Here is a 20,135-nt window from a genome sequence, read left to right as displayed (position 1 = left end):
ACGGTGAGCGTCGGGTCGGCAACATCCGAGGCCGCCGTCTCGGTGCAGTCGGCGGTGCCGCGGCGTGCCGTGATCGACCGGGCCTGGCGCGCTATCGGCTCCGGTGTCGAGGTGCTCAGTGCTGACGACGGTGGGCCGCTGCGCCGGACCGTGAAACGGCTCCTGGACCCTTTGGTGCTGAGGTTGCGGAGCAATGCCGCTTTCTCGGCTCCAGTGCTGGGGCCCGAGGTGGCCGCTGCCATGCACGCTCTGATCGTGGGACATGGTCCGCAGTTGCGGGCCACGGCGGACTGGTTCGTGATGCTCAAGGCCGAGCGGCGCAGGCAGCGCATTACGACGGGTAACGCTCAAGAGCTCTACTTTCCGGTGTGTTTCGAATTGGCTGTCACCAAAGGCGTTCCGCAGGCTGAAGATCAGCGCACCGCAACGGAGGTTCTGCACGATCTGCACCGCGATCGGGACCGTACGGCGATCGAGGTGCTCAACCGTCATGTCGATGCCCCCGACGTGGTGGCCAGACTCACAAGATTACGGGACCGGAGCTGGCGTGATGTGCGGCCGGACGACACCATCACCGGCCCGTTCTTCACGGGCCTCACCACAGTGCTCGGCGCGGCCAGCACTCATAGTGAGATGTCTGCGCGCCAACGGGTTTGGACGGCGCTGATCGCCGATGCCACGCCGTACAACCTGGGCGCGAGCGCGCACGGCACGGTCGCCACGTTGCCGTGGTCCATTGTCGAGATCGGCTTGAGTTCGGCTGAACCACAACTACCCCCGGCCATCGATGGAGACACCGTAGGCGACCGCCCGATGGATCGCAGCGTCGTTGATCGGGTTCGGGCCATACTGCGTCGGGCGCTGGACCATGACGAGCTGCCCGATGTGCCGCTGCTGTGTGCCGAGGAGGTCGACCGGGCCTGCGCCCCATGGGGTTTGATGAGCGAGGACAAACAGGCCGCTCTGCTCGCGGGCGTTGAGATGGCGACGGACCTTCGGCCACTGGATGATTCGGTGACGACGCGTTACGAACTATCCGGGCGCGTTCAGGCCCGGCTGGTGAAAGAGGCCTACGTGATGCATGCCCGGCGCTATCTCGCCGACGGTGAAGCCATCCATCCCCGGCAGCGACAGGTTGTCGACGACCTCGCCGCGTTCGCTCGGCCCTACGTGAGCAGGTTGTGGGCCAGGTTGCACGGCCGCGATGTCTGGCAGGAATCCTGCGGTGACGTCGATGACCTTCGGTCGCTGCTGGAGGGGGTGGCCCGCTCGGTAAGCCTGGATCACCGGCAGCGGATCAAGGCCATGCTGGAATTGCAGGCCACCGCATGAAGCTGATCAACGAATCCGGCATCTGGGCAACGGGTCCCGCACCTGCCCCGGTCGGTGCGGTCGCCGTTCTCGAGGTCAGTGGAGCTGTGTTGTCGTGGCCAATCGACGACCCGTCGCATTCTCCGGTGATCAGCTTCACCGACGCGGCCCGGGCCGACTGGATGTGGAGGGTTCTCGGTGAGGCCGGGCACGTCGCGGTCATCGAGGCGCTGCGTGATCCCGATCCGACCAAGGTGATCGAGCTGCAGTCGGTGACCGTGCTGGCCGGGTCGACAGATTCCTTGCGGCGTCTGGCGCTGGGGCATTGGCTGCGGCGATGGTGGCCGGCCAGTCGCCGCGACGGCATTGTCGCGCTGGATCGGGCGGTGCTCGACGCTGAGCTCGCGGTGCTGACCGCGGCCGCCGAGGACTACTTCACCGACGACACCCTGGATGCCGATGTGGCTGAGCTGCTGGCGCCCCACGGTGCGGCGCTCGGTTCGTATGGTGACCCGCGAGTGGACGCGCTCGTGGCGCCGTGTCGTGACCTGTCCGACGATGTTGGGCTGCAGTGGGGCGCCCAGGGCGCCACGGCTGCGCGACGCGAGGACTATGCGCTGGCCGCCGGCTTGGACGATGAGTCCAGGCCCTCGGGCGTGATCGCCTCGGGGGACGTGACCATCGCCTGGTCGGATGTGCCACCGGGGATCTTCGACGCGGCCGAACGCAATCTGGCCTGGGGGGTGGTCGCCGAGGGCGCGACGGTAATCGCCCGGCTGCGAGCGGCGCTATCCGGCCCCGAATCGGCCGCGGGTATTCCGGTCTCGTTGTGCTGCGGTGTTTTTCATGGGGCCGGCGCGTTGGATGCCGAAGGCGGCGCGGTGCTGCCGGTGTTCGACGGCGACGGTCGGCCCGCCGATGAGGCACAGGCCTGGAATGCCGACTGGTCGGCGGCACGGGTCAGCGTGGGTGCCGGGGAGGCCGCCGAATCCAGCGAGTTGCGCGATCGGGTCCGCGCATTCGCGCGCGCCCGACTGGCCACGCCTGCCCGTGACGCATTCCTCGCCGAGTTACTGGCGGCCGAATCGGACTACTGATGTTTGGCGTCGTGGGCCATCGTGGAGAGAAAACACCGATCCTGTTGCGCTCAGCGGTATTTTATGTCCTCCGCGGCAGGCGGATAGCGTCAGATTCATGGAGTGGAGTTTTGAGTCGGCCGAGAGGCTCGCGATCGCGTTGCGTGCCGGCGAGGTCACATCAGTAGCACTGACGGAGGAGGCAATCGCCCGTATCGAGCAGGACGACCCGGTGATCAACGCTATCTGTGTGCCGGACTTCGATCGGGCGCGAGCCGCTGCGCGCGATGCCGATCAGGCGCGTGCTCGCGGCGAGGACCGGCCGCTGCTCGGTATCCCGATGACAGTCAAAGAGTCCTACAACGTGGCAGGGCTGGCCACGACCTGGGGCATGCCCCAGCACCGGAGCTACATGCCGACGGACGACGCGGTGCAGGTATCGCGGATCAAGACCGCTGGCGCCGTGGTGCTCGGAAAGACCAACGTGCCCTTGATGCTCCAAGATCTGCAGAGCTTCAATGAGATCTACGGCACCACCAATAACCCGTGGAATCACGGTCGCACACCGGGCGGGTCCTCGGGCGGATCAGCGGCGGCACTGGCGTCCGGATTCGGCGCGCTGTCCATCGGCTCCGACATTGCGGGTTCCTTGCGCACACCCGCTCATTTCTGCGGCGTCTACGCGCACAAGCCGACACTCGGACTTGTGGCGAACCGCGGTCATCTTCCGCCACCCAATCCGCCGTTGCCCGCCGACCGCGATCTGAGCGTGGTCGGCCCCATGGCACGCACCGCCCGCGACCTCACACTGCTTTTGGAGGTGATGGCAGGGCCGGACCCGCTCACCTTGGGCGTCGGATTCGACGTGGCTCTACCGCCCGCCCGCCCGCCACGAACGTCTCTGCGACTTTCGTGTCTTGGTCCTCGACGAGCATCCACTCATCCCCACCGGATCCGCCGTGCGGGCCGCCGTTAACCGCGTCTTTGACGCGCTCGTCGACGGCGGCGTCCGCGTCGAACGGCGCAGTCCGCTGCTGCCCGATCTGACCGACGCCGCAGGGCTCTATGCCGAGCTACTCACGTCGAATCTCGCGGCAGGTTATCCCGTAGAGAGGTACGAGCAGCTGCGGATCCTGGCCGCCACGCTGAATCCGGATGACCGGGGTTTCAACACGGCATGGCTGCGCGGCCCGGTGTTCAGCCACCGCGACTGGATCGAGGCGAACGGCCGTCGCGAGCTTCATCGCCATGGCTGGCGGCAGCTCTTCGCCGAATTCGATGTGGTGGTGTGTCCGATCACGCCGACTCCCGCCTTCCCACACGATCACGAACCGGATTTGCAAGATCGGCATATCACCATCGACGGTATCGAGCACCCGTTCGTCAATCAGCTGGTCTGGGCCGGCCTGGCGACCATGCCCGGCCTGCCAGCCACGGCAATACCAGCGGGCCGAACCTCGGCAGGTCTGCCGGTAGGAGTGCAGCTCATCGGTCCCATGTTCGAGGACCGCACTCCGCTGCGGATGGCCGAACTGCTCGAGCAGAAGGTTGGCGGGTTCGTGGCTCCGAAATAGTCCGTGCAACTAGTGGTGCTTCGAGATCCAGTCAGCGATGAAACCTTCTTCCACGCGGAACAGGTCGTTGACGTGGTACAGGATCAGGTCTTCGAGCTTGCCTCCGATGAACGGGATGTACACCTTGCACGTGCTGGCGAGTCTCAGCTGCGAGCCTTGATCGGTATCGGATAGCTTGCACACCCCGGTGAAGGCGCCCGGTCCGGCGAATACTGAGGCACCGTAGCTGCCCATCGCGGATCCCTTGCCCTGATCGAACGGCTCGAAATGCTGCGTCCGGGTGATGATCATGTCGGTGAGCATCACCTTCTGCGCTATCGGCGGCAGATACATGCGGGGCAGATTCTGTTTGACCACTACGTCGATACCGCGATCGGTCACCGTCAGGGTATGAATCTCCGAGACCGGGGTGAGCCACCCATACGCCGACATTAGGGTTTCCCAGTAGCCCCGGCTCGCGAAGTCCTGGTAGATCTTCTCGGCCGGAGCCGGAAAATTCACCGTGAACACCGAACGCCTGGACATCGGACCCAGGTTAGCCGTGGGTGGCGATCCACTCCGAGGTGAATCGCTGTTCGGCAGATAACAGGTCCATGAGTTTTCCGCCGACGAAGCCCTCGATCTTGCCTCCGACCAGGGGGATCTTCACCTCCACGCTGGCCTTCAGGTCCTGGCGTGAGCCCTTGGCGCCGGTGTGCAACCGTGCGGTACCGGACAGGGTGACGGGTGCGCCCGGTATCGAGCCCACCACGGTGCCCTCGGACGCACCGTCGGTGATGGCGCTCCATTTCTCGGTGCGGACGATCTGCAGGTCTCCTCGGTGAAACTGCGACACGATGCCCGGCAGCCGGTCGCTGCGCAGCACTTGAGTGGTGACGATTTCGAGTGCGCCGCCGCCGGACTTCAGGGAATCCAGGGTGGCGGTGTCGGCGCCGGAGCCTGCCAGACGTTCGTTCCAGTAGCCCTCGTCGGCGAGGGCCGCGTGGACCTGTTCGACGCTGGCTGAATACTCCACTGACAGGTCAAATGAGCGTGCCATGGGTGGCAAGGCTACCGTTACCGCCCGTGAGCTTGGATGAGCCGCTTGCGCGAAGACCGAAAAGGTTGGCACCAACAACGCGCGCGAAGATCGAGGATCTCGGCGCCGTGGTGACCGACGATGCTCCGCTTGCCTCGTTGACGACCCTGCGGCTGGGGCCGGTGGCCTCCACGCTCATTCGGTGCGAGAGCAGCGCGCAGGTGACCGGTGCGCTGGCCGCGCTGGACGGCCATCCCGTCCTGTTGCTCGCGGGCGGTTCGAATCTGGTGTTGGCCGACGACCTTCCGGACCTCACGGTGGTGCACATCGCCTCGGCCGGTGTGACGGTGGACGGGCCGCTGTTGCGCGCGGACGCGGGGACCAATTGGGACGAGGTTGTGGCGCTGTCACTGCGGGCCGGTCTGGGAGGACTGGAATGTCTTTCGGGAATCCCGGGCACCGCCGGTGCCACGCCGGTGCAGAACGTGGGTGCCTACGGCGTTGAGGTGGCCGCGCTGCTGCGGCGCGTGCAGGTGCTGGATCGGGCGACCGGCCACGTGCGGTGGTACGAGCCCGGCGAGCTGGGGTTCGGCTATCGCACCAGCATTCTCAAGGGCACCGATGCCCGAGTGGTACTCGGGGTCGAGTTCGGTTTATCCGCCGACGGTTTGAGTTCTCCGATCCGCTACCCGGAGCTTGCCAAGGAGCTCGGGGTGGATCGAGGGGAGCGCGCTGATGCGCTGGCGGTGCGTGAGGCGGTGCTCGGCCTGCGGCGGGGCAAGGGCATGGTGCTCGACGAGTCCGATCACGACACCTGGAGTGTCGGTTCCTTCTTTACGAATCCTGTTGTTACCGAGGGTGATCTGGATACCGTTCGGGAACGCGCCCACGATCGGCTCGGGCCCGATATCGCCATTCCGCAGTATCCGGCCCCGGACGGGGTGAAACTCTCGGCGGGCTGGCTGGTGGAGCGGTCCGGCTTCGTCAAGGGGTATCCGGGCGCGCAGTCTTCGGTGCGGGTGTCCACGAAACATGCACTGGCACTGACTCATCGTGGGGGAGGGAGTACCGGCGACCTACTGGAGCTCGCGCGTACCGTTCGCGACGGGGTCTTGGACGCCTTCGGTGTCCAGCTGGTCCCCGAGCCGGTGCTGGTGGGCTGCGCGCTGTAACTTCCGGTAATCGCGCATTTGCGCTGCGTATCCACGGTGCTGGCTCGTACAGTGAGCCGATGGGGCTGGGAATTGGCGTGCACGGGCTCTTCGTAGGGCTCGGAGTGCTGGTTGCTGCCGTGGTCTTCGCCTACGAAGCACGTCGCAGAGGTGCTCCCGCTGAGCAGTCATTGATCGCGGTGGCGGGTGCCTTGGTCGGCGGTGCGATCGGTATGCGGCTTTCGGGCTGGATCGAACATCTCAACCCGGCGCATAATCCCAGCCTTGTCGAGGCGTGGATGTTCGGGTCGCGCAGCATCATCGGCGGGCTGTTGGGAGCGTACATCGGCGTCTTGGTGGCCAAGCGGCTCATCGGATACCAGGCCAAGACCGGCGATCTGTTCGCGCCCGCGGTGGCGTTGGGTATGGCGGTGGGCCGGATCGGATGTCACCTCACCGAGGCCCCGGGCCGGCCGACCTCGCTGCCGTGGGGTGTGCACGCTCCGGCATCGCGACCGAACTGTCCGGGGTGCCTGGCCGGGGTGGCCATGCATCCGTCCTTCCTGTACGAGATCGCCTTCCAGTTGGTGGCCTTCGCCGTGCTGTGGTGGTGGCTGCGCCCGCGTGTGACACATACCGGTGAGCTCTTCGTGCTCTATGTATCCGCGTACGCGGTGTTCCGGTTCTTGGTCGAATTCACCCGCGCCAACGAAACGGTTTGGCTGAATCTCACTCGTCCGCAATGGGTTCTGCTGCTAGGTATGACTCTGGCCGCATGGAGGCTATGGCGTGGATACCGTGCGGGCTATTACGACGGCATGTTCTGCAAGCGCCGCGCCGAGGTGATGACGGCATGAGCTATCAACCCGAACAGCCCAAACCCGGCACGAGTGGGGCGACGATGGTCGCCGGCGCACTCTCCTTCATTTTCGGCAACGCGGTGTTTGGATTCCTCTCATTGATGATCGGCGGGTCGTTGGCCGACAGGTACGGCACCGGCCTCGAGGTGGTGCCCGGATTTGTTGCGCTGGTAGGGATTGCGGTCGCCTTCGGCGTGGGCACGGTGCTCATCAGAACGGGGGATCGTGACAAGCGTGGTTGGGGTGTGGGCCTGATGGTCGGCTGGGCATTGGTGTCCGTGCTCACGGTCGGAATCTGCACGGGGCTGAATCCGGTGTTGTACCAATGAGCATCCCGCCGCAACCGCCACCCGAAGGTGAGCAACCTCAGCAATACCCGTATGGCCCGGAGTCGTACGGTCCCACCGGATATCCGCTGCCGCCCGGATATCCGCCGTATCCGCCCGGTTACTACCCCTATCGGCAGCCGCCGCCGAAATCCAGCGGTGGTGCGGTGGTGGGGATGACCTTCGTCGGTGTCTTCGTCTTCTGGGTGATGACGTTCGGAACCTTTTTGGTGCTGGAGAACGCGATGAGTGGTGGGTTCGCGCCCGATACCCGGGCGACCGTGGTGGCCGTCGTGATGTCGGTCATCGGTTTGGGCGGTGGGCTCGCGTTGACAGTGTGGGGCCGGGACTGGGTCCGCGGGCTGGGAATCGGCTTCATGATCGGTTGGGCAACCGTGGCGATCATGACGGGGTTCATCGTGGGCTGTCTTTCGATATTGGACGGATTGGAGTAGACGTGGCGGGTATGGGGCTGCGCGGGGACCGCATCCTGCGGTACGTCAATGCTTTCTGTCCGCAGTGCCACGAGGCGAACCCGGAGCGCCCCCTCGCGGAGGTGGACCGGCTCTCGGGCTGGCTCGCCCACCGTGACGACCGGGTATGGCTCGAACGGGCCTGCCGCGTGCACGGGTTGGTGCGCACGCTGTACGACGAGGACGCTGAGATCCTTGAGTACCTGGAGGAATGGACGGCACCCACCAAGACCCATGTCCCGGATGTGCCGGGTAACTTCGATCCCATCCCGATGGCTTATCTGCGCGGGTTGCCCGAGATGCAGACCCAGCACACGTGCATCCTGCTGGCAGACATCACCGAGGCGTGCAACCTGCGCTGCCCCACGTGCTTTGCCGATTCCTCGCCGGACTTGCACGGTGTGGTACCGGTGGAGCGGGTGCTCAGCAATGTCGACCAGCGGCTTGCACGGGAGAACGGCCGACTGGATGTTCTGATGCTCAGCGGCGGCGAACCCACTGTGTACCCGAAGCTTGCCCGGCTGCTCGATGAGCTGATGGCTCGACCGATCACCCGAATCCTGATCAATACCAATGGTGTTCTCATTGCGCGCGATGATGCCCTGTTAGAGCTGCTGGCTCGTCACCGTGAGCGCGTAGAGGTCTATCTCCAGTACGACGGTCCGTCGGCCGATGCTTCGAGGCATCATCGGGGTGGCGATCTGACGAGAATCAAAGCCGCGGCGGTACAACGTCTCTCGGACAGTGAGATCTTCACGACATTGGTCATGACTACGGCGCTCGGAGTCAACGACGCGGATATCGGCTCGGTCATCGGTCTCGCCCTCGACACACCCTACGTGGGTGGTGTCTCGATACAGCCGCAGTTCGGGTCCGGCCGGGCAGGCGTGATCGACCCGATGCAGCGGCTTACTCACACCGGTGTGCTGAAACGTCTTGGCCCGCAGACCGGGGATGTCGTCACCTGGCGTGACCTGACGGCCCTGCCGTGTTCGCACCCGCACTGCTGTTCAGTGGGATACATGCTGCGCGATGATGCCGCGGTGTGGCGGTCGTTGACCTCCTTGATCGGACACGATCGCCTCAAGGAGAACCTTGGTTTGGTATCCAATCGCATTGCCGATCAGGAGGTTCCGCAGCAGCTGCGGCTGGCGGTGAAAGAGTCGCTGCTGGGCCTGCTGTCCGAGCAATCCTCCCTGTCGCATCCGACCATCGGCGATGTGTGGAAGACCATCTGCGACAGCTGCGATTTGGGTATCGCTACGTTGATGACGCTCGCTGCCTCGGCGTTACCGGGACGGAGGGCGAAGCTGCGGCGCATGCTCGGAGAGCGCATAGTGCGGATCACCGTCAAGCCGTTCATGGATATGTCGACGATGATCGAGGAGCGGCTCACCCAGTGCTGCGTGCATGTCGCGACGCACGCCGCACAGGATCAGTGCGCGCCGTTCTGTGCCGTGCAGGCATGGCCGGCGCTTTCTCGGCAGCGGTTGTCGGTGTCCGCGGCGGCCACCGCGCCAGAGCTGGCGCTGCTCCCGATCCAATAGCACAGTGCGCCCAGGCTTATCGAGGCGCCCAGCAGGCAGACGCCGCCCCATCCGCGGGTCGCGTACACCCAGGTCGACACAATGGCGCCGACAGCGCTGCCGATCGAATAGAACGTCATATAGGCGGCGGTGAGTCGGCCGTGAAGTTCGGTATCCAGCCGGTAGATGAGGCTCTGATTCGCTACGTGTACCGACTGGAGCCCGAAGTCGATGATCACGACCGCGACGGTCAGTCCGAACATGGTCCAGCGCAGGGTCGCCGCGAAAACCCATGCCGTGAGCATCAACGACAGGCCCACGCCGGTAACCCGGTTGGCCCAGCCCCTGTCGCACCACGATCCGGCCTTGAACGCGCCCAGTGCACCCGCTGCCCCGGCCAGCCCGAACAAACCGACTTCGGTATGCGACAGGTGATATGGCGCGGACGTAAGCGGTAACACCATGGGCGTCAACATCACGGTGATGGCGGCGAAGATGAGCATCGCGATGATGGCCCGCGAGCGCAACACCGGCACGTCGCGCAGGAGCCGCAGCGTGGAGGCGATGAGTCGTCGGTAGGGCAGCCCCTGGGGCGGGCGCCTGGAGTGCGGCAGTGCGTGCGCCAAAATCGCCGCGGTGGTGACCGCGGCGATGGAGGCCACCACATACACTGCTCGCCAGCCGAACAGATCGGACAGGGCACCGGATATTGTGCGTGCCAAGAGAATACCGCTGATGATGCCGCCGGTGACTACGCCCACGGCCCATCCCTGTCGCTCTGGCGCGGCATGTACCGCCGTGTAGGCGACCATCACCTGCGTCACCACCGCGAGCGCGCCGACGGCGGTGACGCTGAGCAGGAACGTCCATGCGTTGGGCGATATCGCCGTGGCCAGCAGGGATGCACCCAGCAGAACGGTCTGACCGACGATGAGCCGACGTTGGTTGACGGCATCGCCAAGGGGCACGATCAGCAGTAGGCCGATGGCGTACCCAACCTGGGTGAGGGTGAGCACAATGCCGACTTGTGCTGTGGGCATGGAGAATTGTGCCCCGATGGTGTCCAGCAGCGGCTGTGAGAAGTAGATGGTCGACACCGCGAGGCCGCAGGCGATCGAGAACAACACGATGACGGGTCTGGTCAGCACGCGTACCCCTCGGTAGAGTTGGTTTCACTTCGCAACCATTTGAGCCTGACATGAATGGTTGCATATTGCAACCAAGGGAGACTGTTCATGGTGGGTCGCGCCAGTCACGCGGATTCGAGCTGCACCCTGGCCAGGCCGCTGGGTGAGATCGGGGACGGCTGGTCACTGCTGATCGTTCGTGACGCGTTCGACGGATTACGCAGGTTCGGGGAGTTCCAGAAGAGTCTTGGGCTCGCGAAGAACATCCTGGCTTCTCGTCTGGCGACGTTGGTGGACAACGGCATCCTCGAGGTTGTTCCGGCCGGGGCGCGGCATGAGTACCAACTGACAGCGAAGGGGCGCGGGCTGTTTCCCGTCTTGGTGGCCCTGAGACAGTGGAGCGACGAGTTCTGTTTCGCCGCTGGGGAACGGCGCGTCGCACTGGTCGATCGCGAGACGTCCCGTCCGGTGCAGCGCTTCGAGCTGCGTGCGGCGGACGGCCGCGCGCTGGCTCCGGAAGACACGGCCGTGATCGGCGTCTAGTTCTGGTCGAGTCAGAATCCGCGCCTTCCGCGTATGTGCGTGGTGGGTCGTCTACCGTTCCCCTGTCGGGAACGAAGGAGGACCCCATGCGGATCGCATTCCTGGTGCTGTTGGTGTGCGCCGGCCTGCTCACGGCGCCGCTCGCGGCGGCCGACCCCGGCGCGACGCCGGTGGACCCGACGTCCCCGGAGGCGGCCGTGATCCTGGCGCCGGCGCTCGCGGATGTGACGGCCCAGCTCGGCAAGCCGGTGCGCCTGGATGTGCGCAGCCTCAAGTCCGCCGATGGATGGGTCTTCCTCTGGTCGGCCATGCAGGAGCCCGACGGTAGCCCTATCGACTACACCGGTACGCCCTTTGCCGAAGCCTCCGCCCATGGTGTCCTGTCGAAGAAATACGTAGCCCTGCTGCATCAGGACGAGCAGGGCTGGGCGCTCGTCGACAAGCGGGTGGGGCCGAGCGATATCGCCTGGGCCGGCTGGGGTGCGCAGTACGGTGCGCCCGCGGCGATCTTCGATATCCCGGTCTACTAGTCGCGGGGCCCGACAAAACCGCAGGTCCCGCACGATCCGGGGTGTGATCCTGGTCGGGCCGGGCGAAGCTGTCCGCGGCGGGCCGTATCGTGGGGTGTCGTGATGTACCCCAGACCAGATTTCGGTGATGCGCTGACGCGACGGCGCGCGCTCACGATGTTGGGTCTGACGGTGCCCGCCGTTGCTGCCGCCTGCACGACCGTCGGCTCGAACACGCCGCAGGATGCCCCGTCGCCGGGCGCCGTCCTGACCTTCTTGCCCGACGACAAGGCCAAGGAGGTCAACCCGACCGCGCCGGTCAGCGTGACCGTGGCCAACGGATGGTTCCAGGACGTGAAGTTGGTCAACGCCGACGGCAAGGTCGTCGCCGGAGCCCTCAGTCGAGACCAAACGAGGTTCCGCACCACCGAGCCTCTCGGATTCGACGTGACGTACACCTGGAAAGGTTCGGCCGTAGGGCTGGACGGCAAGGCCGTTGCGGTGTCCGGCACCTTCACCACCCTGGTGCCGACGGCGAAGGTCAACGGTCAGTTCCAGCTCGCCGATGGGCAGACGGTAGGGATCGCGGCTCCCGTGATCATCCAGTTCGATGCGCATATCGCCGACAAGGCCGCGGCGGAGAAGTCGCTGAGCATCGTGTGCGACCCGCCCACCGAAGGTGGTTGGGCCTGGCTGCCTGACGAGCAGCAGGGTTCCCGAGTCCATTGGCGATCACGGGAGTACTTCAAGGCCGGCACCAAGGTCGGGGTGAAGGCCAATCTCTATGGAATTCCGCTGGGGGACGGGGCGTTCGGTAACGAAGATATGTCCCTGGATTTCAGCGTGGGGCGCCGCCAGATTGTCTATGCCGATGCGCCGAGCCACCGTATCCGGGTGACCACCGACGAAGGCACCATCCTGGACTTGCCGTGCAGCTACGGTGAGGCGGACCTGCCGCGCAACGTCACCCGCAGCGGGATTCACGTCGTCACCGAGAAGTACGAGGATTTCTGGATGTCCAACCCGGCGGCCGGGTACACCAACGTTCACGAACGTTTCGCAGTCCGGATCTCGAATAACGGCGAGTTCATCCACGCGAACCCCAATACCGTTGGTCAGCAAGGCAGTACCAATGTCACGAACGGTTGTATCAACTTGTCGTTGGGTGATGCCGAGTCGTACTTCCGTACCGCCATCTACGGTGATCCTGTCGAGGTGACCGGCACCTCGATCGAGCTGTCCTACGCCGACGGCGACCTGTGGGATTGGGTGGTGGACTGGCCGACCTGGCAATCGATGTCGGCGCTCCCCCCGAATCCGAAGGAACGGACGATCACGTCGACGCCGTCGACCTCGTCCATCCCGACCACCGTCCCGCTCACCCCGTCGGGTGCACCGACGTTGTCGGGGACGCCGACGTCAGCTCCGTTGACCCCGTCGGGTGCACCGTGGTTGTCGGGTACCCCGACCACCACCCCCCGATAGTCCAGCGCGGATCTGGTTGTTGAAGAAGAGGATTGGCGCGCTCTGCGCGTTCAGTCGCGTGTCGCCCTGCGGGTGGAGGATGCCTGATCTCGCGGTTTGACGACGATCTGGTCCAGGTTGACGTGCGGGGGTCGCGACGCGACGAACGCGATGATCTCGGCGACGTCCTCGGCGACCAGTGGGGTGATGCCCCGGTAGACCGCGTCCGCCCGGTCCTGGTCACCGTCGAAGCGCACCACCGAGAACTCGGTTTCCACCGCACCGGGTGCGACCTCGGTGAGCCGCACGGGCTTTCCGAGAAGCTCGCCGCGCAGCGTCCGGTGCAACGCCGCCTGGGCGTGCTTGGCTGACGTGTATCCGCTGCCGCCGTCGTACACATCGAGCGCGGCAATGGAGGTGATGGTGACGATGAGTCCGTCACCGGAGGCAATCAGTTTGGGCAGCAAGGTTCGGGTCACCTGCAGGGTGCCCACCACATTGGTTTCCCACATCCAGCGCCAGTGCTCCAGATCCGCTTCGAGTACCGGCTCCAGGCCCCACGCGCCACCGGCGTTGTTGACCAGCACGTCCACCCGATCCAGGCTCTGCGCAAGGGCGGCAACCGAATCGGCGTCGGTGACGTCGAGTACAACCGCCGTGCCCCCGATCTCCTCGGCCAGGGCGTTGACGCGGTCCTCGCGCCGAGCGGCAACCACAACGTGAAATCCAAGGGCGGCAAGGTATTTAGCGGTTGCCGCGCCGATTCCTGAGCTGGCACCGGTAACGACCGCGACCCGGCCGTCGAACGTGGGATTGGTCATGCACGCCACTGTAGTCAGAACGCCTACTAGGACATCGGCTCGTAGGGATGCTAAATTGCGCCTGTGTCCATTAAGCGCGCCGCCGAACCCCGGGTCACTTTCGTGATCGCGGGTATTGGTTCTCGGCTGCCGCTGGCTCGCGAGCTGTGTTGTCGCTGCGTCTGTCGCTGCGCCTAGTTTCTGCACGTCTTTCCTGACGTCTCGGGCGCGGTATCGCCCCAGTTCACAACACCATTAGCCACCTGTAGCCCGCGCTTCAGCCTTCGTCTGAATCCGGCCTTCCGCCAAAGGACCCCCTCATGACTTCTCCGGTTCGCCGACCTGTTTCCCGTCACCAGATTCATCCCCCTGCCTTGTACATCGGCGATAGCGCCGCATCCTCGGTATTCCGCGCCGCACGTGTGCGCGGACCCGTGGCCCGCGATGCGATTTCCCAGGTCACAGGCCTTTCCATCGCCACCGTCAACCGGCAGGTCACCGCGCTGCTGGACGCCGGACTACTTCGCGAACGTGCTGATCTGGCGGTCTCCGGCGCCATCGGCCGGCCGCGGGTGCCGGTGGAACTCAACCATGAGCCATTCCTGACCCTGGGTATCCACATCGGTGCCCGGGCCACCAGCATTGTGGCGACCGACTTGTTCGGCCGGACCCTCGATGTGGTGGAAACCCCCACGCCTAACGGTCCGCAGGGTGCCGCACTGGCCTCGCTGGCCGGGAGCGCGCAGCGGTACCTGGCCCGCTGGCACCGGCGGCGCCCGCTGTGGATCGGCGTGGCCACCGGTGGTGTGGTCAACGGACCTGCCGGGACGGTGGATCACCCTCGGCTGGGCTGGACCGAGGCCCCCGTTGGGCGAGTTTTCGCCGACACACTGGGTCTGCCGGTGTCGGTGGCCTCGCACGTGGACGCGATGGCCGGCGCCGAGCTGCTACTGGGGCTGCGGCGCTTCGCGGCCCGCTCTCTGACGAGTCTGTACGTATATGCCCGTGAGACAGTCGGTTTCGCGCTGGCCATCGACGGACGGGTACACAGCCCGTCCAGCGGTCCGGGCACCATTGCGGCGCTGCCGGTTGATTCCGAATTGCTGGGCGGCACGGGCAAGCTGGAGACCACGGTGAGTGACGAGGCGGTGCTGGCTGCCGCGCGCAGGCTGCGCATCGTGCCCGCAGGTGACGGCGTTTCGGTGAGCGCGGTGTACAAGGCCGCGCGCGGTGGCAATGAGTCTGCGCGCCAACTGCTTTCCGAACGTGGCCGAGTGCTTGGCCAGTCGGTGGCGCTGCTGCGCGACATCCTCAACCCCGACGAGGTGATCGTGGGTGGGCAGGCCTTTACCGAATACCCCGAGGTGATGAACGACGTCGAGACCGCGTTCCTGGACCGATCGACGTTGTCCAAGCGCGATATTCGTGTGACGGCGTTCGGCAACCGCGTGCAGGAGGCCGGCGCAGGTGTGGTCTCCCTCGGTGGTTTGTTCGCCGATCCGTTGGGCGCCATGCGGCGGGCATCGGCCCGGCGGTCGGAGACCTCCGCGCTGGCCTAGCTCTCGGCACGTCGAGTGTGACGCGATGGCGGGATTTCCCGCGAATTTCCGCCGTAGCCTCACACCGAGCGAGGTGGTTGCTGGCGTTTTGGTCGCGAATCTACGACGGGGGCCAAAAAGTGATAGGCATGTGCGCATGACGCATATCCACCACGTGTCCTCCGCGAAGGTGCCGATGGCATACGCCTTCGACTACATCAGTGATGCGCACCATCTGGCGGACTGGATGTTCGGGATCGAGCATGTCCGTTTTGTGAACGACGTGCCACGGGGGCTCGGGGCCAAGTACGACATCGCCATCAACCTCGGCGCCACCCTCAGGTCGACGATCGAGGTGACGGAGTGGGATCCGGACACCCTGTTCACCACCGCGTCGCGCTCGGGTATCGACAACCAGGTCGAATGTCGGTTCCGGCCCATTTCCGATGGTGAGACCGAGCTGGAGATCAACATCGACTACCGGCTGCCCGGCGGGCTTGCCGGACGCGCGCTGGGCAAGGTCATCTCGCCGTTCATCTCGCTGGCCATCACGCACTCGGACGAGAAGCTGCGCAAGATCCTGGAAGAGGGATATCACCAGAAGATCGCGGCGCGCTGAGGCTCACATCGCAGGTAGGAGTGCTGCGCGCCGACAGCTTGTGCGTAAGTGACAAGATGGCTGTGTGCTTAGTGGCGATGAGTTCGCGCGCCGGGCGGTTTCGGCGCTGAAGCCGCGCCGCATCGCCGTCCTATCCGTACACACCTCGCCACTGGCCCAGCCGGGTACCGGCGACGCCGGCGGCATGAACGTCTACGTGCTGCAAACGGCTCTTCAGCTGGCCCGCCGGGGTGTTGCCGTCGACATCTTCACCCGCGCCACCGCGTCGTCCGACGAGCCGGTGGTGGCCGTCGCGGACGGGGTAACGGTGCGCAATATCGGCGCCGGCCCGTTCGAGGGCCTGGACAAGTACGACCTGCCCACCCAGCTGTGCGCGTTCACCGCCGGCGTGCTGCGCGCCGAGGCGATCCACGAGCCCGGCTACTACAACCTGGTTCACTCGCACTACTGGCTCTCCGGTCAAGCGGGCTGGCTGGCCCGCGACCGCTGGGGCGTGCCTCTGGTCCACACCGCCCACACGCTCGCCGCGGTCAAGAATCAAACGCTCGCCAAGGGGGACCGCCCGGAGCCCGCACTGCGCGCGGTGGGGGAGCAGCAGGTAGTAGACGAGGCCGACAGACTCATCGTCAACACCAAGGACGAAGCTGAACAACTGATTTCGATACACAATGCCGACCCAGGCCGCATCGATATCGTTCACCCCGGCGTCGACCTGGACGTATTCACGCCCGGCGACAAGACGGCCGCCCGCGCCGAGTTCGGCCTGCGGGCCGATGAGCAGATCGTCGCCTTCGTCGGACGCATCCAGCCCCTGAAGGCCCCCGATCTGCTGGTACGCGCGGCCGCCAAGCTGCCCGGGGTTCGCGTTCTCATCGTCGGCGGGCCGTCCGGCAGCGGTCTCGACGAGCCGACGGCACTGCAGGATCTCGCTGCGGACCTCGGGATCGCAGACCGGGTGACCTTCCTGCCGCCACAGTCGCGAGAACGGCTCGCCCAGGTGTATCGGGCGGCCGATATCGTTGCGGTGCCCAGCTATTCGGAGTCCTTCGGACTGGTGGCCATCGAGGCCCAGGCTTGCGGGACCCCGGTGGTGGCGGCCGAGGTGGGGGGTCTTCCGGTCGCGGTCGCCGACCAACGGAGCGGCCTGCTGGTCCCGACGCACCGCACCGAGGATTGGGCGGATGCCATCGCGGACCTGTTGGCGCGCACCGGGGCCGAGTTCAGCAGTGCGGCCGTCGCGCATGCCGCCGGCTTTTCCTGGTCCAGCACCGCCGATGCCCTGCTTGCCAGTTACAGCCGGGCCATCTCCGATTACCGTGCGCCACAAAGACCCTCGACGCCGCGTCCGCCGCGTTCGCGGTTTCGGTCGCGCCGGCTGTCGGGGCTGCGGCGATGACCACCGCCGGGGACGCCTACGCCACCATCGTGCGGACGCTCGCGGAGCGGGAGATCACCTTCACCGAGCATCACGGTCCGGATGGCAAGCCGGCGCTGATCGTGGAGCTGCCCGGTGAACGCAAGCAAAAGATCACCACGATGCTCAGCCCGGGTGAGCACGCCGTGCGCGTCGAGGTGTTCGTCTGTCGGCGCCCCGACGAGAACACCGAGGGTGTCTACCGCTACCTGCTCAAACGCAACCGCCGCTTGTACGCCGTCGCGTACACGATCGACAACATGGGCGATATCTACCTGGTGGGTCGCCTGCCGCTGCCGGCGATCACCCCGGATGAGATCGACAGGTTGCTCGGACAGGTGCTGGAAGCCGCGGACAACGACTTCAACATCCTGCTGGAGTTGGGGTTCAAGACGTCCATCCAGAAGGAGTGGGCGTGGCGTACCTCGCGGGGCGAGTCGCTGAAGAACCTTGAGGCCTTCGAGCACCTCATCGAGGATTGACCCTCGTCGGCCGGGAGAGGCCCAGAAGAGGCCAGGACCATCGGCACGGACTAGACGCGGCGTGCAAGACTGTCCGGCGTGACGTTCCGTAGCCCTCTGCCCGACGTTTCCATTCCCGACTGCTCTGTCTACGAGTATGTGTTCGGCGACACGAGCGGAGACAACGACCGCGTCGCGCTCATCGACGGGCTTTTCGGGGCACAGACCACCTTTGGGGAGCTGCGTTCGCAGATTGACGCGGCGGCGGCGGGTCTGGCCGACCGAGGATTCGGTCTCGGCGACGTCGCGGCGGTCTTCCTGCCGAACTGCTCGGCCTTCGCCGTGGTGTTGCACGGCATCCTGCGCGCGGGCGGCACCGCGAGCACTGTCAACGTGTTGTACACCGCCGAGGAGCTGGCCAAGCAGCTCATCGACTCCAGGGCGCAGCTCGTCTTCACGGTATCGCCGCTGCTGTCGCGCGCGCTGGAGGCTGCGGAGATCGCGGGTCTTGATGCCGTCAACGTGATCACCATCGATCCTGTCGAGGGACGCCTCTCCCTGGCCGATATCGTGCGGCCCGATCTGGCGCCGCCGGAGGTTTCCTTTGACCCGGCAACGCATTTGGCAGTGCTGCCGTACTCGTCGGGAACCACCGGCAAGGCCAAGGGCGTCATGCTCACCCACCACAACCTGGTCGCCAACATTGCGCAGGCCAAACACCTCTATGGAGTGGAACGGGGCGACCGGGTGCTGGCCGTCCTCCCGTTCTTCCACATCTACGGTCTGGTCGTGCTGCTCAACGTGCAACTCAAGCTGGGCGCCGAGCTGGTGATCCTGCCCCGGTTCGAGCTCGATACCTTCCTGGGCTCCATCGCCAACTATCGCGTGGACCACGTCTTCGTCGCTCCGCCGGTGGCGGTGGTGCTGGCCAAGCACCCGGACGTTGATAAGTACGACGTCTCCTGCCTGCGCTCGGTGTTCTCGGGTGCTGCCCCGTTGGACGAGCAGCTGGGCAATGCCGTGGCCGCGCGCCTGAATTGCCGTGTCAGCCAGGGCTACGGGATGACCGAGCTCAGCCCCGTCAGCCACCTCATTCCGCCGGGTCGGCCCGATATCCCGCTGAACTCGGTGGGTATCCCGGTGCCGAATTCTGAGAACAAGCTCATCGACACCGAGACCGGTGCGGAGATCGAGATTCCTGCCGAGGGCGAGAGTGCGCCCGGCGAGCTGCTGGTGCGTGGCCCCAATGTGATGGCCGGTTACCTCGGCAACGAGGAGGCCACCGCAGCGACGATCGAACCCGACGGGTTCCTGCACACCGGAGATATCGCGGTCGTGCGCGCCGACGGCGTGGTGACGATCGTCGATCGGCTCAAGGAGCTGATCAAGTACAAGGGTTACCAGGTGCCGCCCGCCGAGTTAGAGGCGTTGCTGCTGACGCACCCGGGTATTGGCGACGCTGCCGTCATCGGCGTTCCCGACCCCTCCAGCGGCGAGATTCCCAAGGCGTTCGTGGTCCGCACTGATCAGGACCTCACTGATGAAGAGGTCATGGCCTTCGTCCAGCAGAAGGTGGCTCCGCACAAGCGGATTCGACAGGTGGAGTTCATCGACGCCATCCCCAAGAGCGCTGCGGGCAAGATCCTGCGCAAGGATCTGCGCGCACGCATCTGACCTGCGAAATCCAGTGGCGGGTTGTCAGGCCCGAGTGGCACCCTGGACCGTATGGGTCACGTGTACGAGGAGATTGACGACAAGCTCGCTCGATGGCTGACCGAGCAGCCGGTGTTCTTCGTGGGCACCGCACCGAGCGGCCCCGAAGGGCACGTCAATGTCTCTCCCAAGGGGATGGCCGGGACCTTCGCGGTGTTCGGGCCACACCACGTGGGCTACCTGGACTACGTCGGCAGCGGTGCGGAGACCATCGCGCACGTGCGCGATAACGGGCGCATCGTGCTCATGTTCTGCTCGTTCGACAAGCGCTGCCGCATCATCCGGCTGCACGGCCGCGCCCGTGTGGTGCAGTTCAACGAACCCGACTACCCGACGCTGCGTGGCCACTTCGACAAGAAGCTCGAAAAGGGTGCGCGCTCAATCATTTTGGTTGACGTCACCCGGGTGGCCGACTCCTGCGGCTACTCGGTTCCGCTGATGGATTTCGTGGGTCATCGAGACGTGTACGAGAAGCACATCGAGAAGGTGCCGGAGCAGAAGATGACCCTGGAGGGCGCGCTGGAGAAGAACGGCAGCTCGATTGATGGCCTGCCCGCGCTGCAGTAGTCTTCGCGCGGTACGACTAACCCGACATTAATCTCGCCGGACCCTTGACAAGCGGGCGGGCGTGA

General features: G+C 65.5%; 21 protein-coding genes and 1 pseudogene. 18 read left to right on the top strand and 4 right to left on the bottom strand.

What is annotated here, in order from left to right; genetic code table 11:
• Positions 1–3 precede the first annotated feature (3 nt).
• The 4 genes from B4383_RS06795 (at position 4) to B4383_RS27050 (ending at position 3,961) form a co-directional block, all read left to right on the top strand.
• Complete coding sequence (locus B4383_RS06795) at positions 4–1,332, top strand: hypothetical protein (RefSeq protein ID WP_078290389.1); 1,329 nt, start codon at positions 4–6, stop codon at positions 1,330–1,332.
• The gene (locus B4383_RS06790; RefSeq protein ID WP_078290340.1) at positions 1,329–2,408 is read left to right on the top strand and encodes a hypothetical protein; all 1,080 of its coding nucleotides are present in this window, start codon (positions 1,329–1,331) and stop codon (positions 2,406–2,408) included. Before B4383_RS06795 ends, B4383_RS06790 begins: the two co-directional genes overlap by 4 nt.
• Before the next feature lie 97 nt (positions 2,409–2,505).
• Positions 2,506–3,363 (top strand): amidase family protein, encoded by an 858-nt coding sequence (locus B4383_RS27055; RefSeq protein ID WP_286143790.1) that lies wholly within the window; start codon positions 2,506–2,508, stop codon positions 3,361–3,363.
• A complete protein-coding gene (locus B4383_RS27050) occupies positions 3,305–3,961 on the top strand; it encodes an amidase family protein (RefSeq protein ID WP_286143791.1) in 657 nt (218 codons plus the stop codon). The genes B4383_RS27055 and B4383_RS27050 overlap by 59 nt, the downstream gene beginning before the upstream one ends.
• Before the next feature lie 9 nt (positions 3,962–3,970).
• Here the strand turns inward: B4383_RS27050 and B4383_RS06780 are convergent, their stop codons facing one another.
• Both B4383_RS06780 and B4383_RS06775 read right to left on the bottom strand, forming a co-directional pair.
• Positions 3,971–4,486, bottom strand: coding sequence for a DUF2505 domain-containing protein (locus B4383_RS06780; protein WP_078290341.1), 516 nt, complete (start codon positions 4,484–4,486; stop codon positions 3,971–3,973).
• 10 nt (positions 4,487–4,496) lie between these two features.
• Positions 4,497–5,000, bottom strand: coding sequence for a DUF2505 domain-containing protein (locus B4383_RS06775; protein WP_078290342.1), 504 nt, complete (start codon positions 4,998–5,000; stop codon positions 4,497–4,499).
• An 89-nt stretch (positions 5,001–5,089) separates the two neighbouring features.
• Between B4383_RS06775 and B4383_RS06770 the strand changes: the two genes are divergently transcribed.
• The 5 genes from B4383_RS06770 to B4383_RS06750 are packed head-to-tail and all read left to right on the top strand — an operon-like array spanning position 5,090 to position 9,336.
• On the top strand, positions 5,090–6,151 hold the full coding sequence (locus B4383_RS06770; protein ID WP_286143800.1) for a UDP-N-acetylmuramate dehydrogenase: 1,062 nt from the start codon (positions 5,090–5,092) through the stop codon (positions 6,149–6,151).
• 59 nt (positions 6,152–6,210) lie between these two features.
• A complete protein-coding gene (locus tag B4383_RS06765; protein ID WP_078290344.1) occupies positions 6,211–6,987 on the top strand; it encodes a prolipoprotein diacylglyceryl transferase family protein in 777 nt (258 codons plus the stop codon).
• On the top strand, positions 6,984–7,319 hold the full coding sequence (locus B4383_RS06760) for a hypothetical protein (RefSeq protein WP_078290345.1): 336 nt from the start codon (positions 6,984–6,986) through the stop codon (positions 7,317–7,319). Before B4383_RS06765 ends, B4383_RS06760 begins: the two co-directional genes overlap by 4 nt.
• Positions 7,316–7,771, top strand: coding sequence for a hypothetical protein (locus B4383_RS06755; protein ID WP_078290346.1), 456 nt, complete (start codon positions 7,316–7,318; stop codon positions 7,769–7,771). Before B4383_RS06760 ends, B4383_RS06755 begins: the two co-directional genes overlap by 4 nt.
• An 11-nt stretch (positions 7,772–7,782) precedes the next feature.
• Complete coding sequence (locus B4383_RS06750; protein WP_078290391.1) at positions 7,783–9,336, top strand: radical SAM protein; 1,554 nt, start codon at positions 7,783–7,785, stop codon at positions 9,334–9,336.
• On the opposite strand, the gene B4383_RS06745 is transcribed toward B4383_RS06750, so the two are convergent.
• Entirely contained in the window at positions 9,225–10,463 is a 1,239-nt protein-coding gene (locus B4383_RS06745) for an MFS transporter (RefSeq protein WP_078290347.1), read from the bottom strand. The two genes, B4383_RS06750 and B4383_RS06745, sit on opposite strands and share 112 nt — an antisense overlap.
• Positions 10,464–10,550: 87 nt before the next feature.
• On the opposite strand from B4383_RS06745, the gene B4383_RS06740 reads away from it, so the two are divergent.
• The 3 genes and pseudogenes from B4383_RS06740 to B4383_RS06730 form a co-directional block, all read left to right on the top strand.
• Positions 10,551–10,985, top strand: coding sequence for a helix-turn-helix domain-containing protein (locus B4383_RS06740; protein ID WP_078290348.1), 435 nt, complete (start codon positions 10,551–10,553; stop codon positions 10,983–10,985).
• An 86-nt stretch (positions 10,986–11,071) separates the two neighbouring features.
• Positions 11,072–11,515: a hypothetical protein gene (locus tag B4383_RS06735; protein WP_078290349.1), complete on the top strand. Its 444-nt coding sequence runs from the start codon at positions 11,072–11,074 to the stop codon at positions 11,513–11,515.
• A 246-nt stretch (positions 11,516–11,761) separates the two neighbouring features.
• Positions 11,762–12,979: pseudogene (locus B4383_RS06730) on the top strand (Ig-like domain-containing protein); the annotation flags it as partial.
• Positions 12,980–13,029: 50 nt separating this feature from the next.
• Here B4383_RS06730 and B4383_RS06725 read toward each other — a convergent pair.
• Positions 13,030–13,779 carry an SDR family oxidoreductase gene (locus B4383_RS06725; RefSeq protein WP_078290351.1) on the bottom strand — a complete coding sequence of 250 codons (750 nt, stop codon included), beginning with the start codon at positions 13,777–13,779 and terminating at the stop codon, positions 13,030–13,032.
• A gap of 299 nt (positions 13,780–14,078) precedes the next feature.
• Between B4383_RS06725 and B4383_RS06720 the strand changes: the two genes are divergently transcribed.
• The 6 genes from B4383_RS06720 to B4383_RS06695 all read left to right on the top strand — a co-directional run bounded on the left by B4383_RS06720 (position 14,079) and on the right by B4383_RS06695 (position 20,070).
• A complete protein-coding gene (locus B4383_RS06720; protein WP_078290352.1) occupies positions 14,079–15,317 on the top strand; it encodes an ROK family protein in 1,239 nt (412 codons plus the stop codon).
• 136 nt (positions 15,318–15,453) lie between these two features.
• Entirely contained in the window at positions 15,454–15,915 is a 462-nt protein-coding gene (locus tag B4383_RS06715; protein ID WP_078290353.1) for an SRPBCC family protein, read from the top strand.
• Positions 15,916–15,979: 64 nt separating this feature from the next.
• Complete coding sequence (gene mshA / locus B4383_RS06710) at positions 15,980–17,311, top strand: D-inositol-3-phosphate glycosyltransferase (RefSeq protein WP_078290354.1); 1,332 nt, start codon at positions 15,980–15,982, stop codon at positions 17,309–17,311.
• Entirely contained in the window at positions 17,308–17,811 is a 504-nt protein-coding gene (locus B4383_RS06705; protein ID WP_078290355.1) for a YbjN domain-containing protein, read from the top strand. The genes mshA and B4383_RS06705 overlap by 4 nt, the downstream gene beginning before the upstream one ends.
• Positions 17,812–17,889: 78 nt before the next feature.
• Positions 17,890–19,464 (top strand): AMP-binding protein, encoded by a 1,575-nt coding sequence (locus tag B4383_RS06700; RefSeq protein WP_078290356.1) that lies wholly within the window; start codon positions 17,890–17,892, stop codon positions 19,462–19,464.
• Positions 19,465–19,515: 51 nt separating this feature from the next.
• Entirely contained in the window at positions 19,516–20,070 is a 555-nt protein-coding gene (locus tag B4383_RS06695) for a pyridoxamine 5'-phosphate oxidase family protein (RefSeq protein ID WP_078290357.1), read from the top strand.
• Positions 20,071–20,135 lie beyond the last annotated feature (65 nt).

It is taken from the genome of Mycobacterium sp. D16R24, from assembly GCF_002013385.1.
Lineage (GTDB): Bacteria > Actinomycetota > Actinomycetes > Mycobacteriales > Mycobacteriaceae > Mycobacterium.
The sequence above is the reverse complement of the archived record's forward strand: the minus strand, read 5'-3'. Positions and strand labels throughout refer to the sequence as shown.